At 66.2% G+C, this 15,408-nt stretch carries 14 protein-coding genes and 4 pseudogenes; 15 read left to right on the forward strand and 3 right to left on the reverse strand.

From position 1 onward, the window contains the following. Nucleotides 1–65: 65 nt before the first annotated feature. Nucleotides 66–287 (forward strand): annotated as a pseudogene (locus VKI00_RS08705) (2,3-dihydroxybiphenyl 1,2-dioxygenase); the annotation flags it as partial. A 115-nt stretch (nucleotides 288–402) separates the two neighbouring features. On the opposite strand, the pseudogene VKI00_RS08715 reads toward VKI00_RS08705, so the two are convergent. Then, nucleotides 403–816 (reverse strand): annotated as a pseudogene (locus VKI00_RS08715) (4-hydroxy-2-oxovalerate aldolase); the annotation flags it as partial. Here VKI00_RS08715 and VKI00_RS08720 point away from each other — a divergent pair. Together VKI00_RS08720 and VKI00_RS08725 are read left to right on the forward strand one after the other, a co-directional pair. Next, nucleotides 812–1,066 (forward strand): annotated as a pseudogene (locus VKI00_RS08720) (extradiol ring-cleavage dioxygenase); the annotation flags it as partial. The pseudogenes VKI00_RS08715 and VKI00_RS08720 overlap by 5 nt on opposite strands. Before the next feature lie 13 nt (nucleotides 1,067–1,079). Beyond that, nucleotides 1,080–2,111 carry an amidohydrolase family protein gene (locus VKI00_RS08725; protein WP_324436767.1) on the forward strand — a complete coding sequence of 344 codons (1,032 nt, stop codon included), beginning with the start codon at nucleotides 1,080–1,082 and terminating at the stop codon, nucleotides 2,109–2,111. Nucleotides 2,112–2,495: 384 nt separating this feature from the next. On the opposite strand, the gene VKI00_RS08730 is transcribed toward VKI00_RS08725, so the two are convergent. Next, nucleotides 2,496–3,050: a pyridoxamine 5'-phosphate oxidase family protein gene (locus VKI00_RS08730; RefSeq protein ID WP_324436768.1), complete on the reverse strand. Its 555-nt coding sequence runs from the start codon at nucleotides 3,048–3,050 to the stop codon at nucleotides 2,496–2,498. Nucleotides 3,051–3,176: 126 nt separating this feature from the next. On the opposite strand from VKI00_RS08730, the gene VKI00_RS08735 reads away from it, so the two are divergent. Then, on the forward strand, nucleotides 3,177–3,815 hold the full coding sequence (locus VKI00_RS08735) for a TetR/AcrR family transcriptional regulator (protein WP_324436810.1): 639 nt from the start codon (nucleotides 3,177–3,179) through the stop codon (nucleotides 3,813–3,815). On the opposite strand, the gene VKI00_RS08740 is transcribed toward VKI00_RS08735, so the two are convergent. Next, nucleotides 3,812–4,669: an oxidoreductase gene (locus VKI00_RS08740; protein ID WP_324436770.1), complete on the reverse strand. Its 858-nt coding sequence runs from the start codon at nucleotides 4,667–4,669 to the stop codon at nucleotides 3,812–3,814. The two genes, VKI00_RS08735 and VKI00_RS08740, sit on opposite strands and share 4 nt — an antisense overlap. Nucleotides 4,670–4,691: 22 nt before the next feature. Here VKI00_RS08740 and VKI00_RS08745 point away from each other — a divergent pair. From VKI00_RS08745 to VKI00_RS08795, 11 genes and pseudogenes are all read left to right on the forward strand, one after another. Continuing rightward, a pseudogene (locus VKI00_RS08745) lies at nucleotides 4,692–5,652 on the forward strand (acryloyl-CoA reductase). 21 nt (nucleotides 5,653–5,673) lie between these two features. Next, a complete protein-coding gene (locus VKI00_RS08750) occupies nucleotides 5,674–6,645 on the forward strand; it encodes an NADPH:quinone oxidoreductase family protein (RefSeq protein WP_324436772.1) in 972 nt (323 codons plus the stop codon). A gap of 119 nt (nucleotides 6,646–6,764) precedes the next feature. After that, on the forward strand, nucleotides 6,765–7,859 hold the full coding sequence (locus VKI00_RS08755) for a homogentisate 1,2-dioxygenase (protein WP_324436773.1): 1,095 nt from the start codon (nucleotides 6,765–6,767) through the stop codon (nucleotides 7,857–7,859). A 49-nt stretch (nucleotides 7,860–7,908) separates the two neighbouring features. Beyond that, the gene (locus VKI00_RS08760; protein WP_324436775.1) at nucleotides 7,909–9,096 is read left to right on the forward strand and encodes an alpha/beta hydrolase; all 1,188 of its coding nucleotides are present in this window, start codon (nucleotides 7,909–7,911) and stop codon (nucleotides 9,094–9,096) included. Then, a complete protein-coding gene (locus tag VKI00_RS08765; RefSeq protein ID WP_324436777.1) occupies nucleotides 9,093–10,298 on the forward strand; it encodes a CoA transferase in 1,206 nt (401 codons plus the stop codon). The genes VKI00_RS08760 and VKI00_RS08765 overlap by 4 nt, the downstream gene beginning before the upstream one ends. After that, complete coding sequence (locus VKI00_RS08770) at nucleotides 10,295–11,191, forward strand: hydroxymethylglutaryl-CoA lyase (RefSeq protein WP_324436778.1); 897 nt, start codon at nucleotides 10,295–10,297, stop codon at nucleotides 11,189–11,191. The genes VKI00_RS08765 and VKI00_RS08770 overlap by 4 nt, the downstream gene beginning before the upstream one ends. Next, a complete protein-coding gene (locus tag VKI00_RS08775; RefSeq protein ID WP_324436811.1) occupies nucleotides 11,191–11,823 on the forward strand; it encodes a TetR/AcrR family transcriptional regulator in 633 nt (210 codons plus the stop codon). Before VKI00_RS08770 ends, VKI00_RS08775 begins: the two co-directional genes overlap by 1 nt. A gap of 12 nt (nucleotides 11,824–11,835) precedes the next feature. Beyond that, the gene (locus VKI00_RS08780; protein ID WP_324436779.1) at nucleotides 11,836–13,074 is read left to right on the forward strand and encodes an acyl-CoA dehydrogenase family protein; all 1,239 of its coding nucleotides are present in this window, start codon (nucleotides 11,836–11,838) and stop codon (nucleotides 13,072–13,074) included. Between the two features lie 14 nt (nucleotides 13,075–13,088). Further along, nucleotides 13,089–14,057 (forward strand): phosphotransferase family protein, encoded by a 969-nt coding sequence (locus tag VKI00_RS08785; protein WP_414687156.1) that lies wholly within the window; start codon nucleotides 13,089–13,091, stop codon nucleotides 14,055–14,057. A 17-nt stretch (nucleotides 14,058–14,074) separates the two neighbouring features. Further along, entirely contained in the window at nucleotides 14,075–15,007 is a 933-nt protein-coding gene (locus tag VKI00_RS08790; protein ID WP_324436780.1) for a catalase family peroxidase, read from the forward strand. Then, nucleotides 15,007–15,366, forward strand: coding sequence for a DUF6285 domain-containing protein (locus VKI00_RS08795; RefSeq protein WP_324436782.1), 360 nt, complete (start codon nucleotides 15,007–15,009; stop codon nucleotides 15,364–15,366). The genes VKI00_RS08790 and VKI00_RS08795 overlap by 1 nt, the downstream gene beginning before the upstream one ends. Nucleotides 15,367–15,408 lie beyond the last annotated feature (42 nt).

The following is a 15,408-nucleotide window of genomic DNA, read 5'->3' on the forward strand; positions in this document are numbered from 1 at the left end:
TGGCGTGGCAAAGCAGTTCCGTTGTCCGCCCCGTCTCGTCGACTCCACCACCTGAGGTAACACCGATGACCAAAACGGCACACCAAGACCTGCACAGCGAGCACGGCGCCCGCAAGGGCGAGCATCCGGGCCGATCACGCAGTCCCGTCATCAAAGTCCACGACCTCGCCTGGCTGGAATTCGAAAAGCCCGACCTCAGCCGGGCAGAGGCTTTCGCGCACGCCTTCGGTTTCGCTACAGTGCTACGCACCGATAGTGAGCTCCAACTTCGCGGCACCGATGCGGGACGTGGTGGCCGTTGGGTTGCGTTGACGCGATTAAGGTCGTCGCCAAAGTTGAAGGTGTGCGGCGTCTGCGCCGCTAGGGCGTCGAGCTTATGGCTGCCTGCCACGACGTGCACGGGGATGCCGCTCGGGTGTGGGTGCCGTGTTCGACCGCGACGATCGAGTTGGCCACACCCAGTGTGAGGTTGTGATGGGCGTGGATACCGACTTCCGTTGTCGGCAAGAGTGTTTGACGCAGGGCGTCGACCCGGTCCGCGACGTCGCGCATGGCCATCGCACCACCAGAGTCGACGACGTAAACGCAGGTAGCACCGTAGCCCTCCATGAGCTTCGCCTGCTCGGCCAACACCCACGGGGTGGTCAGGTGACTCATCATGAGGAAGCCGACGGTGTCCATACCCAGGTCGCGGGCCATCGCGATGTGCCGGGCCGAGACATCGGCTTCGGTGCAGTGCGTGCCCACTCGGACGACGGTGACACCCGCGCGGTGCGCATCCTCAAGGTTGCGCAGGCTGCCGATGCCCGGCAGCAACGACAAGGAACTGTCCTACTACGCGATTACGCCCTCGGGCTTCGAATGGGAAGTAGGGTGGAATCCGATCGTCGTCGACGAAAATACCTGGGAACCCACGACTCATCGGGGCATCAGCATCTGGGGCCACACCCGCGAAGGGCAGACCATCATCGAGAAACTCGGCCAGCTCAAGACCGCGGCGCAGTCGCTGCTGCGTCGCGAAGACACCATCCGCGCGCTGGCGCACGCTGGCATTCCCGACGATTAACGAGAAGGCGACCATGTTGCGAATCGACACCCATCACCACGCGATCCCGCCGGACTACCGAAAAGCCCTGCAGAAAGCGGGATTGGACGAGGCCGGCGGACGAGCACTCCCCGACTGGAGCCGTGATGCGTCGTTGCAGGCGATGGCTGAGCTCGACGTCGGTACCGTGATCCTGTCGGTGTCGACACCAGGCACGGCGTTCCTGCCCGACCCGGCCGATGCGGCCGCTCTCGCGCGCGACGTCAACGACTACGTCGGCGAACTGGCTGCAGAACAACCCGACCGGTTCGGGTTTTTCGCCACCGTACCAATGCCGCACGTCGACCTCGCCATCGCGGAAGCGGTTCGAGCACTCGACGAGCTGAAGGCCGATGGCGTTGTGCTGCTGGCCAACAACGCCGGAACGTATTTCGGTGAAGACGGGCAGGATGCGCTGTTCGCCGCCCTCAACGATCGCTCGGCAGTGGTCTTCATCCACCCCGCCGACCTACCGGGACCGATCGTGCCCAGCGTCCCGCCGTTCGCGGCCGACTTCCTGCTCGACACCACCCGAGCTGCTTACTTGTTGGTGCGCAATGGTATTCGGACCCGCTACCCGAAGATCCGGTTCATCCTGAGCCACGCGGGCGGGTTCGTGCCGTATGCCAGTCACCGGATGGCCGTGGCCATCACCGCCGACACCGGTCGCAGCTGGGCCGACGTCCTCGACGACTTCGCCAGTTTCTACTTCGACACCGCGCTGTCCTCCAGCGCAGCCGCGTTGCCCACGCTGCTAGCTTTCGCCAAACCGGGTCACATCACCTTCGGGTCGGATTTTCCGTTCGCCCCGACTGCCGCCGGAAAGCTGTTCGCGGCCGGGCTGGAGACCTACCCGGCAATCGACACGAGCGCCCGCGACGCTATCGAGCGCACCAACGCTTTGGCGCTGTTCCCCCGGCTCGGTGCGGCGCCGCCACCTATTCCGCAGTCACCCGCTCAACGACTCCGCCACACCATCAGCCGATCAGTCATGCGCGGCGTCGTCCGGCTAACGAACACGACCTGACCGCATCCACCTGACTAAGCTTTCACGCGGTCCACACCCGAGGTGTACTGAATCGAAACGTTCACACCCGCCACGTCTTCGATTAGCGATGCGCCGAACGGCTTAACTACGTAATAAAAGTGAACGTAACCCTGCGCATCCGGAGCCGTTGCGCACGCGGCGCCCGGGTGCCCGCACCTGATCTTGACCGGCATAGCGAGCAGGCCGACTCCGAGCACGACCCGCGACCGCAATCCCAACCACAACTCGTTTGCGCACCTCTACCTCGATGTGGAAGAAATACGCCGCAACGGCTGCGCGACAGTTATCGCCGATTGCGATAACGCTACCTCCCTCGAACCAACCGGCACCGCAGCAATTTTCAACGCGCCGGCAACCGAGGTTTCAGACCGGGTCCGGCGCATCCCACGGCACGGTGGCCGACACCCAGTGGGTGATCAGCTCTTCTTGGTCATTGCGGTGCAGGTGCCGTGGCGGCTGGGCGAAGGTTTCGTAGGGCCGGCAGCGCACGACGACGCGGTCCTCCTGCTCCGCCATTGCCTCGACGAAGGGGCGGGCCTCTGCGCCAAGTTGTTCGCCGGACATTCGACCGGCAACGGCCATCATGACGTCGACCACCAGGTCACGATCCCGCTCCACCGTTGCGTCGGCATACACCTGCAGATAGGCGAACGGCCAATGCTCGTCGAGCACGCAGAGACTCACCTTTCCGTCCCGTGCAACGGCTTTGGCCTTGCCACGTGGCGCCATGGTGGACACCAGTAATTCGTCGTCGTCGGTCGGTATGTAATACACGATCGACATGGCCGGCCCGTCGTGTAAGCGCCGGTAGCCGTAGACGCAGGTGCGGTGGGTACGCACGAAAGTGCGCCGCTCCGAAGGCAGCATGTCGCGGTCGGTGGGAACCGTGAATGGCTCCGTTGCGAGTGGAAGCAGCATGGTGAACCGTCCTCGTCGATTAATATTGGATACAGTGTTACCGATATTGCGATGGCTGTCAAGAGTCGCCATACTTGCCGGGTGACCACCAGCCAGCGGCACACGCGCGGCCGCCCACCCCTTCCACTGGACCGGATCGTCACGACGGCTCTGCAAATAGTCGACGACGAAGGGGCCGACGCCCTGTCGATGCGAACGCTTGCGCAGCGGCTGGATTCAGGGACCGCCACGCTGTATCGGCACTTCGGTAGCCGAGCAGACTTGATCGCCCACGTCGTCGACCGGGTGTTAGGCAACGTCGAACTAGATCCGACGGAGCTGCGCACAATGACGTGGCAGGAGGCGGGAAAAACGGCTGCCCGCACCATGTTTGACGTACTCCGCCAACACCGCAATCTGGCGCCGCTGCTGGTTGAAGATGTGCCCCTGGGACCGAACGCGATGGCGGCACGAGAGGGTTTGATCGGGATCATGCTCGAGAACGGATTCCCGCCAGCGCTCGCCGCGCGTTCCTACGCGACGCTCGCCCGCTACATCTTGGGCTTTGCCATCCAGATCACCGGCACCAGCGGCGACCTTGATGACGCCAGGCTAAACCAGGTCTTCCACGACCTAGACCCGCGCCAGTTTCCCGCCACCGTCAAAGTCGCGGACCACCTTCCGGTGCCGTTGGAAGACGAATTCGCGTTCGGACTCGAACTGATTATCGACGGGCTCACACACACACTTACCGGTCGCGGAAAAGCTAAGCGCCGCAGGGGCTAAGCGGCGATCGCGTTCAGCTCCCCACGCGTCTCGTCGTCGAGTTCGATGTCGGCTACTGCCAGGTCCTCCTCCAGGTGTTGCACCGACGAGGTTCCCGGGATCAGCAGCACGTTCGGCGCCACGCTCAGCGCCCACGCCAACGCGATCTGGGCCGGGCTGCGGCCCAAGCGCGCGGCGGCCCGCTGCACCGCTTCGTGTTCGAGCACCTGACCGGGCGGCGCAAACGGTGACCTCAAGCTGAAGAACGGGACGAAGGCGATACCGCGCGCCGTGCACTCGTCCAGTACCGGTGCCGCCGACCGGTCAACCGGATTGAAAGCGTTTTGTACGCAAGCGATCTCGGTATGCTGCACGGCAGACAGCAGATGCTCACGCGTGACATTGCTGAGTCCGATGCCGCCGATCAGTCCGTCGTCACGGGCGGCGATCATCACCGCGAGCAGTTCGTCGAACCGCTCGTCCGGGCGGTCGCTGTCCATCAGCCGCAGATTGACGACGGCCAACTGATCGACGCCGAGCGTCCGCAGGTTGGCCTCGATGTCCGCGCGGAAGTCGGCGGGTTCGGCCAGCGGCACCCAGCCGCCCGCATCGTCGCGGCGGGCCCCGACCTTGCTGACCAACGCCAGGTCGGCCGGATACGGATGCAGGGCTTCGCGGATGAGCTCATTGGAGACATTCGGCCCGTAGAACTGGGCGGTGTCGATGTGGTCGACGCCGAGTTCCACGGCCCGGCGCAGCACGGCCAACGCCGCGTCACGGTCGCGCGGCGGCCCGAAAGCACCGGGCCCGGGCAGCTGGATCGCACCGAAGCCGATGCGCGCGACCGAAAAGCGACCAAGTGGAAAGGAATCCATGCCGTGAGGCTAGCGTCGAGGAATGGACACGTTTCAAGCGCTCGTCGCGCGCCAGGATGGCGACCGGATAACCGCGTCGGTCGAGACCCTTCGCCTCGACGACCTGCCGCCCGGTGACGTGACGATCCGCGTGCTGTACTCCAGCGTCAACTTCAAGGACGCGCTGGCGCTGACGCCCGGCGGCGGGGTGGTGCGCGACTACCCGGTCGTCCCCGGCGTCGACCTGACCGGCGAGGTCGTCGAGTCGCAGTCACCGGACTTCGAGGTCGGCGACGCCGTCGTCGCGCACGGCTACCAGATCGGCACCGGCCACCACGGCGGCTACGCCGAATACGCCCGGCTTCCTGCCAATCAGGTCGTGCGGCTCGAGGGGTTGAGTGCGCACGACGCCGCGGCTATCGGCACCGCCGGCTTCACCGCGGCGATGAGCGTGCAGGCACTCATCGACTGGGGCGTGCAGGCCGGCGCCGGCTCGGTCGTGGTGACCGGGGCGACGGGCGGCGTCGGCTCGGTCAGCGTCGACCGGCAAAGCCGAAGCGGGCCAGCGGCTGAAAGACCTTGGTGCCGCTGAGGTTATCGGTCGGCTGCCCGCCGATCCGGACGCCAAGCCGCGGCCGCTGGCCAAGGCCCGCTGGGCGGCGGGAGTGGACTGCGTCGGCGGCGCGACGCTGGCCGATGTGCTCAGCGCCGTCGACTACGGCGGCGCGGTGGCCTGCAGCGACTTGACCGGCGGCCCCGCGCTGCACACCACAGTAATGCCGTTCATTCTGCGCGGCGTCGCGCTGCTGGGCATGGATTCGGTCCAGATGCCGATCGGGCCGCGCCGCGAGCTGTGGGCGCGTCTGGGTGACTCCTTGCGCCCGCGCCATCTCGACGCCATCAGCAGCGACGTCGACGTCAAAGACGTGGTCGCCGTGCTCGATCAGGTGCGAGCGGGAGCGTTCTCCGGCCGCGCCGTGGTCCGCGTCGCCGGCGGCTTCTAAGCAGTCGTAGGCTCTGCTGGCATGCGCGCAGCACAGTTGACTCGACTTGATGGTCCCGACGCTGTCGAGGTAGGCGAGATCGACGAACCGACCGGCGACGGCGTGGTCGTCGAGGTGCACGCGGCGGGAGCGGCGTTCCCGGATGCGCTGCTCACCCGCGGTCTCTACCAGTACCGGCCGGACCCGCCGTTCGTGTTGGGCGCCGAGATCGCCGGGGTGGTCCGGTCCGCCCCCGACGACGCCCACGTGCGCCCCGGAGACCGAGTCGTCGGGCTGACCATGCTCACCGGCGGCATGGCCGAAGTCGCGGTGCTGGCACCCGACCGCGTGTTCAAGCTTCCGGACAACGTGAGCTTCACCGCGGGCGCGGGCCTGCTGTTCAACGACCTGACCATGTACTTCGCGCTGACCGTCCGCGGCCGACTGCACTCCGGCGAGACGGTGCTGGTGCACGGTGCCGCCGGCGGGATCGGCACGTCCACGCTGCGATTGGCGACGGTGCTCGGGGCGTCGCGGGTCATCGCGGTGGTGAGCACCGAAGACAAGCGCGAGATCGCGACGGCGGCCGGTGCGACCGACGTCGTACTGGCCGACGGGTTCAAGGACGCAGCAAAGGAATTGACGAACGGCCGCGGGGTCGACATGGTGGTCGATCCGGTCGGCGGCGACCGGTTCACCGATTCGCTGCGCTCGCTTGCCCCTGGTGGGCGGCTGCTGGTGATCGGCTTCACCGGCGGCGAAATACCCACGGTGAAAGTAAACCGGCTGCTGCTCAACAACATTGACGTGGTCGGTGTCGGCTGGGGCGCCTGGGCGGGCACGCACCCCGGCGCGCTGGCCGAGCAGTGGGCCGACCTCGAGCAGCTGCTCGCCTCCGGCCGGCTGGCTCCCCCGGAGCCGGTGGTCTACCCGCTGGACGAGGCCGCCGCCGCGATCGCATCGCTGGAGAATCGCACCGCCAAAGGAAAAGTCGTCCTACGCGTACGGGACTGACACGCGTAGCTGACGTGGCCGCGGCTGTGTCGTCGCGAACCCTTGTGCCGGGCTAAAAGAGAAAGTAATGTCACTTTTAGTTCTGCTTCCCCGGATGCCGTCGCAACCTTGGAGACGCCATGGAATCCTTCATCCACCTGCGCAAAGGCACGACACCACGCCGCCTGCATGCCGACCTCGACGGCCTGAAAGACGACGAGCTGGGCCGCGGTGGATTCACCGGCCGGACCGCCAACATGTACCGCCGCCACGACCCCACCGCGTACCGGTCGGAGGGTCCACTGCGCCCTATCGACGTGCTGTCCAGTGAGCTCAAGCCCAGCGACGCCACCGACGTTAACGGTGGGCCGCTGCTGATGTTCGCCAACCCTGACTGCCGCATCTCTATTTCCCGTCGGCAGGCGCCGATGCCGTTCTACACCCGCCACGTCGACGGTGATCTGCTGTGCTTTGTGCACCAGGGCAGCGGTCTGCTGGAGACCGAGTTCGGGCCGTTGCCCTACCGCGAGGGCGACTGGGTGTACATCCCCAAGGCATGCACCTGGCGCCAGCTGCCCGACGCCGAATCGACGTTGCTGATGATCGAGGCGAGCGACGAGTTCCGCGTCCCGCCGCCCGGTTCGCTAGGCCGGCATTTTCCCTTCGACCCATCCCAGGCCGTGATTCCCGAGCCCAAGCCCATCGAGGACGACGGCCGCGACGAGTACGAGGTCCGGCTCGTCCACGAGGGTGGCCCGACAACGCTTTTCTACCAACATAATCCGATCGATGTCGAAGGGTGGCGCGGCGACAACTTCGCGTTCACGTTCAACATCGCCGACTACAACGTGATCACCTCCGACAGCGTCCACCTGCCGCCGACCGTGCACTTGTTCATGCAGGCCACCGGCGTCTACGTGATGAACTTCCTACCCAGGCCCGCCGAAGGCGTCCTCGGCACCGAGCGCACACCCTGGTATCACCGCAATGTCGACTACGACGAGATCGCGTTCTTCCACGGCGGCTCGCTCTACGGCATCCCGATGCCTCCGGGCCTGATTACGCATGCGCCGCAAGGGGTTCACCATGGCGCACCGGAGAAGGCGCGAGAGCGCGCCCGCCGCAAATTCGACGAGCATTCCCGCGTCGACTGGCAAGTGATCGCCATCGACACCCGCCGCCGATTGACGCCGTCAGCCGAGTTGCTGGCGCACGACCTAGGACAGCACTCGTGACGACAGCCGGCGACGATGCAGAACGAAGTGATGAGGAGGAGCGGCGCAAATGACGACAGCCGTGAAGCACGACTACGAACGCATCCCCTATCTCGTTGCGTTCGAGAACAATTCGGGCGTCCGGGACGTCTACGGCGGGCTGGCCGAGATCACCGTGCTGGAAAGCTATCTGCTCAAGCCGAAGGCCAAACCGTCGGACACCGTGCTGGTGTTCATGCATCCGATCGGCGGCGGCGCGTACCTGCCGATGATCAACGCATTGGCGCGAGCCGGTCACCACGTCATTTACTGCAACAGCCGTTTCCGCGGCACCGATTCGGCGCTGCTGATGGAGAAGGTGATCGAAGACCTCGGCGCGGCGATCAAGGACGCCAAGGAACGCCTGGGCTATCAGAAGGTGGTGCTGGCGGGCTGGAGTGGCGGCGGTTCGCTGTCGGTGTTCTACCAACAGCAGGCCCAGCACCCGACCATCACGTCGAGCCCGTCGGGTGACGGGCCCGATCTCACCAAGCTGGATCTGCCCGGCGCCGACGGCATCATGCTGCTGGCCGCGCACATCAGCCGGCATGGCACGCTGACCGAATGGCTCGACGCTTCGATTCTCGACGAATCGGACCCCACCAAACGCGACCCGGAGCTGGACTTATACAACCCGGCCAATCCCAATCAACCGCCCTACAGCGCGCAGTTCCTGGCCCGCTATCGGCAAGCGCAGATCAGCCGCAATCGCCGCATCACCGCATGGGTCAAAGAAAAGCTGGCCGACCTGAAAGCCGACGGCCGCCCCGATGACGAGTTCGGATTCGTCGTGCATGGCACCATGGCCGACCCGCGGTGGCTTGATCCGAACGTCGATCCGAACGAACGCACACCGGGAACGTGCTATCTGGGTGATCCTCAAGTGGTGAACATGAGCCCGGTCGGGCTGGCCCGGTTCTCGACCCTGCGCAGTTGGCTTTCGCAGTGGAGCTACGACGACGCCCACGGCGACGGCGTGGACTGCGGACGCGACATCGCGGTGCCGGCGCTGGTGATCGGCAACCTGGCCGACGACGCCTGTACACCCAGCCACACCCGGCGGCTGTTCGAGGCGATCGGCCATCCCGACAAGGAGATCCACGAAATCGCAGGCGCGACGCACTATTACGCCGGTCCGGATCAACGCGACAAGTTACGTCAGGCCGTCGAGGTCGTCACCGATTGGCTGGTCCGTCACGACTTCGCGAGCAAAGAATGACACCCACGGGTCCGCTGGACGGCGTCCGGGTGCTGGAGCTGGGCACGCTGATCGCGGGTCCGTTTGCCGGCCGGCTGCTCGGCGACATGGGCGCCGAGGTCATCAAGGTGGAACCACCCGGCGCGCCGGATCCGTTGCGGACCTGGGGGCAGGCCGAAGTCGACGGAAACCACGTCTTCTGGACCGTGCACGCCCGCAACAAGAAGGCCATCACGCTGGACTTGCGCCGACCGCGGGGCCGCGAGCTGTTCCTGGATCTGGTCGAGAAATCCGACATCGTGGTGGAGAACTTCCGTCCCGGCACCCTGGAGAAGTGGGACCTGGGTTATGACGTGCTCAGCCAACGCAATTCGGGCATCATTCTGGTCCGGGTGTCGGGCTACGGGCAGACCGGGCCCGACGCGCACAAGGCCGGTTACGCCTCGGTCGCCGAAGCGGCCAGCGGGCTGCGGCATCTCAACGGTTTCCCCGGCGGCCCGCCACCGCGGCTGGCGCTGTCGCTGGGCGACAGCCTGGCCGGCATGTTCGGCGCCCAGGGGGCGTTGGCCGCGCTGTACCGCCGCGGCGTCACCGGGCACGGTCAGGTCGTCGACGTCGCGTTGACCGAATCATGCTTGGCGGTACAGGAATCCACGATTCCCGACTACGACGCCGGGGGTGTGGTGCGCGGTCCGTCGGGCACCCGTCTGGAAGGCATCGCGCCGTCGAACATCTACCGCAGCGTCGACGGTTCCTGGGTGGTGATCGCGGCCAACCAGGACACCGTGTTCGCCCGGCTGTGCCAAGCGATGGGACGCCCGGAGCTGGCCGGCGACGACCGGTTCGCCACCCACGGCGCCCGTGGCCGCAACCAAGACGAGCTCGACAAGATCATCGGTGCCTGGGCCGCCGAGCGGGAGCCGGGCGAGATCATCGAAACCCTCAGCGCTGCAGGCGTGATCGCCGGCCCGATCAACACGGTCGCCGAGGTGGTCAACGACCCGCAGTTGCGGGCCCGCGGCATGCTGGTCGAGCATTACGACGAACGACTCGCGCGACCCGTTTTGGGACCGGGGATCGTACCGATGCTCTCCGAATCTCCGGGCACTGTGCGCAACGCCGGCCCGGCGCGACCCGGACAACACAACGACGACGTCTACATCGGTTTGCTCGGCAAGACCGCCGGCGAGCTCGAAGAGCTAAGGGCCGAGGAGGTGTTATGACCCAGCACGTCGATATTCGCGAGGTGTCGCTGCGCGACGGGTTGCAGATCGAACAGCCAATCCCGTTGTCGGCCAAGCTGGAACTGCTGGCGGCCGTGGCCGCGACCGGGGTGCGCGAGGTGGAGGCCACCGCGTTCGTCTCGCCGTCGAGGGTGCCGTCGATGGCCGATGCCGCCGAGCTTGCCGCCGAGCTGCGCAACTATCCCGACATCGAGTTCTCCGCGCTGGTGGCCAGCCCCAACGGCGCCAAGCGAGCCGTCGCCGCGGGGCTGCGCTCGATCGAATACGTGGTGTCGACCAGCGACGCATTCAGCAACGCCAATGTCGGGCGCAGCAGCGCGGAGGCCACCGCTCAGATCGACGAGATCGTCGCGATCGCCCACGACAGCGACGTCACCGTCGAGGTCATCGTCGCCACCGCATGGGACTGCCCGTTCCAGGGGCCGACACCGCCTCAGCGGGTCCTCGACATCGCCGCCACAGCGCGCGATCGCGGTGTCGACCGGTTTTCGATCGCCGACACCATCGGAACCACCACCCCGGGTAGGGTGAGTTCGCTGATCGCGCAGCTGCGTCCGGTGATCGGCGACTTGCCGCTGGGCGGACACTTCCACAACACCCGCGGCGCCGGGCTGGCCAGCGCTTACGCCGCGGTCAGCTCCGGAGTCACCCGGCTGGACGCATCGGTCGGCGGACTGGGCGGCTGCCCGTTCGCCCCGGGCGCCACGGGCAATATCGCCACCGAGGACCTGGTGTACTTGCTGCGAGACAGCGACATCGATGTCGACGTCGATCTGCGGGCCGCCATCACCGCGGCCGAGGTCGCGAAATCGGTTGTCGGCCATGACTTGCCCGGTGCTCTGCTGCGGGCCGGTGACCGGATCCGGGCGTGATGCCGGCCCCGGAGGCAACGCGGACGCTGACCGCCAAGGGCCGCCAGACTCGGGCAGCCCTGGAGCAGGCTGCCCGTAAGCTCTTCGCTGAGCGGGGCTTTCACGGCACGACGCTGGCCGACATCACGTCAGCGGCGGGAAAGTCGGCGGCGGTCTTCTACCGGTATTTCGCCGACAAGGAAGACCTACTCGCCGCCCTGGCGGAGTCGTTCCTGCACGACATCGTGAGACCGTCAAGCGAAAGCGTCGACCTGCCCGACTCCCCCGACGACGACGCGTTCTTCGCCGCCGTGGTCACCGGCTACTGGAACATGTTCAAGCAGAACATCGGTATCATGATCGCGGTCGCGCAACTGGCGGCGACCCAACAGCGTTTCGCCGCGGTCCAGAACGAATTTCGCCGGTTCGGCATGGACATCGTCGCCGCCTCCGTGCTGCGCGCACAGGAGCACGGTTACGCAACCGACCTCAATCCCGAGCACATCGCCGCTGCCATCGCGTTGCTGTTCGAGAACTTCACCACCGTGTTCGTAACGCCCCCCGGGCCTGGAAGCCTGAGCGTTGACATCAGCGACGAAGACGCCATTGCGACCTTGTCGACGATCTGGAAAAAGACCCTGTACGGCGCTTAGAGGGAGAGAACAGTGGATTTCACTTTGCCAGAACATCTTCCGGGGCTCCTTGCCGACATGGATGCGTTCATCGAACGTGAGATCGCCCCACTGCAGGCCGAGAACATGCGGTACTTCGACCAGCGTCGAGAACACGCCCGCACCGATTGGGACAACGACGGGATCCCGACCCGGGAGTGGGAGGATCTACTCTCCGAGATGCGACGACGGGCGGACAAGGCCGGTTGGCTGCGCTACGGGCTGCCAGCGTCGCTGGGCGGCCGCGACGGCACCAACGTCGACATGGCGGTGATCCGGGAGCATTTGGCGCACAAGGGTCTTGGCCTGCACAACGATTTGCAGAACGAGTCTTCGATCGTCGGGAACTTCCCGCAGGTGATCATGATGGAGCGCTTCGGCACCGATGCGCAACGCGCCCTGTGGTCGGAGGCGTTGATCACCGGGGAGCGCTCCATGGCCTTCGGGCTTACCGAGCCGCAGCACGGCTCCGATGCGACCTGGCTGGAAACGCATGCCAAACCCGACGGCGACGACTGGGTGATCAATGGTTCCAAGCGATTCAACACCGGCGTGCACCGCGCCACCCATGACTTGATCTTCGCCCGCACATCCGGCGAGCCCGGACAAGCCCGCGGCATCACCGCGTTCCTAGTGCCCACCGACGCGCCGGGCTTCACCGTCCCGTATTACTGGTGGACCTTCAACATGCCCACCGACCATGGCGAAGTCGAGCTCAGCGATGTCCGGGTGCCCGCCGACGCGGTGCTTGGTGAAGTGGATCGCGGGCTGGAGGTTGCGCAAACATTCCTGCACGAGAACCGAATTCGGCAGGCGGCCAGCAGTCTGGGTGCGGCGCAATACTGCATCGATCGAGCCGCGGAATACGCCGGCCGACGTACGGTGTTCGGCAAGCCGCTGGCGGTCAACCAAGCCGTGCAGTGGCCACTGGCCGAGCTACACACCGAAGCCCAGATGGTGCGGCTGCTGGTGCAGTACGCGGCCTGGCATTTGGACCGCAACCACCACATGGAGGTGTCCGACAAGGTGTCGATGGCCAACTACCGTGCGAACCGACTCGTCTGTGACGCCGCGGACCGTGCCATGCAGATCTTCGGCGGCCTCGGCTACAGCCGCCACGAGCCCTTCGAGCACATCTACCGCCATCACCGCCGCTACCGAATCACCGAGGGCGCTGACGAGATCCAAATCCGCCGGGTGGCGCAACGACTGTTCAAATTCGGCCAAAAGTGAGCCTGCAAGACAGCTTGCCCGCGGTGCTGCGCCCGATCCTGCGCGACGAGGTAACGATCGACAATCTGCGCGCGTTGACCGGTGGTGCCAGCCGAACCACGTGGGCCTTCGATGCCGTCACACCCGACGAACGGCGCTCGCTGATCCTGCGCATCGGCCCGCCTGACGACGTGCACGCCGGAATGGAGCTCGAAGCCCGCGCCCAGGCCGCCGCCGCGGCCGCCGGCGCGCCGGTCCCCCACATTCTGGTTGCCGACGACTCGCCTGCCGCGCTGGGCAATCCGTTCTTGATCTGCGACGAGATCAAGGGCGAGACCATCGTCCGTCGCATCCAGCGGACGCTCGATAAAGATGAAGGGGCCGCGGGCCGGACGCGGCTGTTACTTCAATGTGCGGAAGCGCTGGCGGCCATCCACCGGGCCGAGACCAATGACCCGAAGCTTTCCACCCAGGATCAACTCGCCGAATGGCGCGAACGCCTCGACGCCATGGGCGACACCACCGCCACCTTCGAGTGGGCTTTTCGGTGGCTCGCCGCTCACCGGCCGGCGCCATCCGCGTCGCGCCTGGTGCACGGCGACTACAGGATGGGCAACCTCATAATCGACGGGTCCGAGCTGGCGGCCGTGCTGGACTGGGAGTTGGTGCACATCGGTGAGGTCTATGAAGACCTGGCGTGGTTCTGCATCCGGGCCTGGCGGTTCGGCGCCCCGGCCGACCGCGCGGCCGGCGGCCTGGGGAGCGTCGAGGATTTTCTTCGCGGCTACGAACGGGCCGGCGGGGCCCAGGTCGATCGGGTGGCGTTTCACTGGTGGTTGGTGCTGGCCACGCTGCGCTGGGGTGTCATCTGCCGCTGCCAGGCGGAGCGTCACTTGAGCGGACAGACCCGCTCCGTGGAGCTGGCCGCGATCGGCCGCCGAGTCTGTGAGACCGAGTGGGATCTGCTGACCCTGTTCGATAATGGTGCTCCCGATGACCGTTGACTGCTTAAGATGCCGCTGTGGTTACTCCTGACGAGGCTATCGACACGATCCGCGAGGTCGGCGGCGCACAACCGGGCTACCGGGCGTTGCACGCCAAGGGCAAGCTCTATCACGGCACATTCACCGCCGCTGCCGACGCCGCCCAACTCTCCCGCGCCGCACATCTGACCGGTTCGGCCGTGCCGGCGCTGATCCGGTTCTCCAGCGGCTCAGGCAATCCAGCGCAGCCGGACAATGCGCCAGGCGTACGCGGGATGGCGGTGAAGTTCACGCTGCCGGACGGATCGACGACCGACGTCTCAACGCAGACCGCGCGGCTGTTTCCGGCCAGCACACCCGACGGCTTCCTCTCGTTGCTGCGCGCGAGCAAGCCGGGGATCACAGCTCCGCTACGTCTGGTCGGCTACATCGCCACACATCCCCGATTCCTGTCCGCGTTGCCGGTCGTGCGCGCCGCGAACATAGTGCCGGTCAGCTACGGCACTGTCGCGTATCACGGGCTGCACGCCTTCCGCTGGATCGCCGCCGACGGCAGCGCGCGATTCGTCCGTTACCACTTGCATCCGGATGCGGGCGAACAGTTCCTGTCTCCGGACGTCGCGAAGACGAAGAGCGCGGACTTCTTGATCGAAGAGCTCGACGAACGCCTCGCGTCGGGACCGGTCCGGTTCTCCTACCAAGTCCAGATCGCCGCCGACGGCGATTCCACAGTCGATCCGTCCAGAGCGTGGCGCAGCCACCAGACCGTCACCGTCGGGACCCTCGACATCACCGGCATCGAGACCCAACGCGAGCACGGCGGTGACATCGTCGTCTTCGACCCGATGCGCGTCACCGACGGCATCGAGCCCTCGGATGATCCGGTGCTGCGTTTCCGCACGCTTGCCTACTCGGCATCGGTGAAGCTGCGCACGGGGGTGGATCGCGGTCCCGAGGCACCCCCGACCTGATGACGTCCGGGGCCACGTCTGGCAACCCACTGCATGGCCGTCCCACCGCGGCGGAACTCATCGCTGCGGTCGCTGAGTTCCTCGAGACCGATGTCCGGGAGTCGACCGCCGGCCAGGTCAATTTCCATGCCAGGGTCGCGGGCAACGTCCTGCGCATCGTCGAGCGTGAATTGCTCGTCGACCCGGCCGACGACGTCGCGGACACCCTGGCCGACGTCGGCTTCGACGACGAAGCTCAGCTGGCTGCGGCTATTCGAGCCGGGGTGCTGGACGGTCAGGGCGAACACGTGCACTCGGCTCTGCGTGCGTTGGTGAGTCACCGACTGTCGGTGGCGCATCCCGGTTACCAGAACGAATAGAAAGACACCCAATGCCCGCTACCGACTCCGACCCGCGCGGCC

The organism is Mycobacterium sp. (assembly GCF_035314665.1).
Lineage (GTDB): Bacteria > Actinomycetota > Actinomycetes > Mycobacteriales > Mycobacteriaceae > Mycobacterium.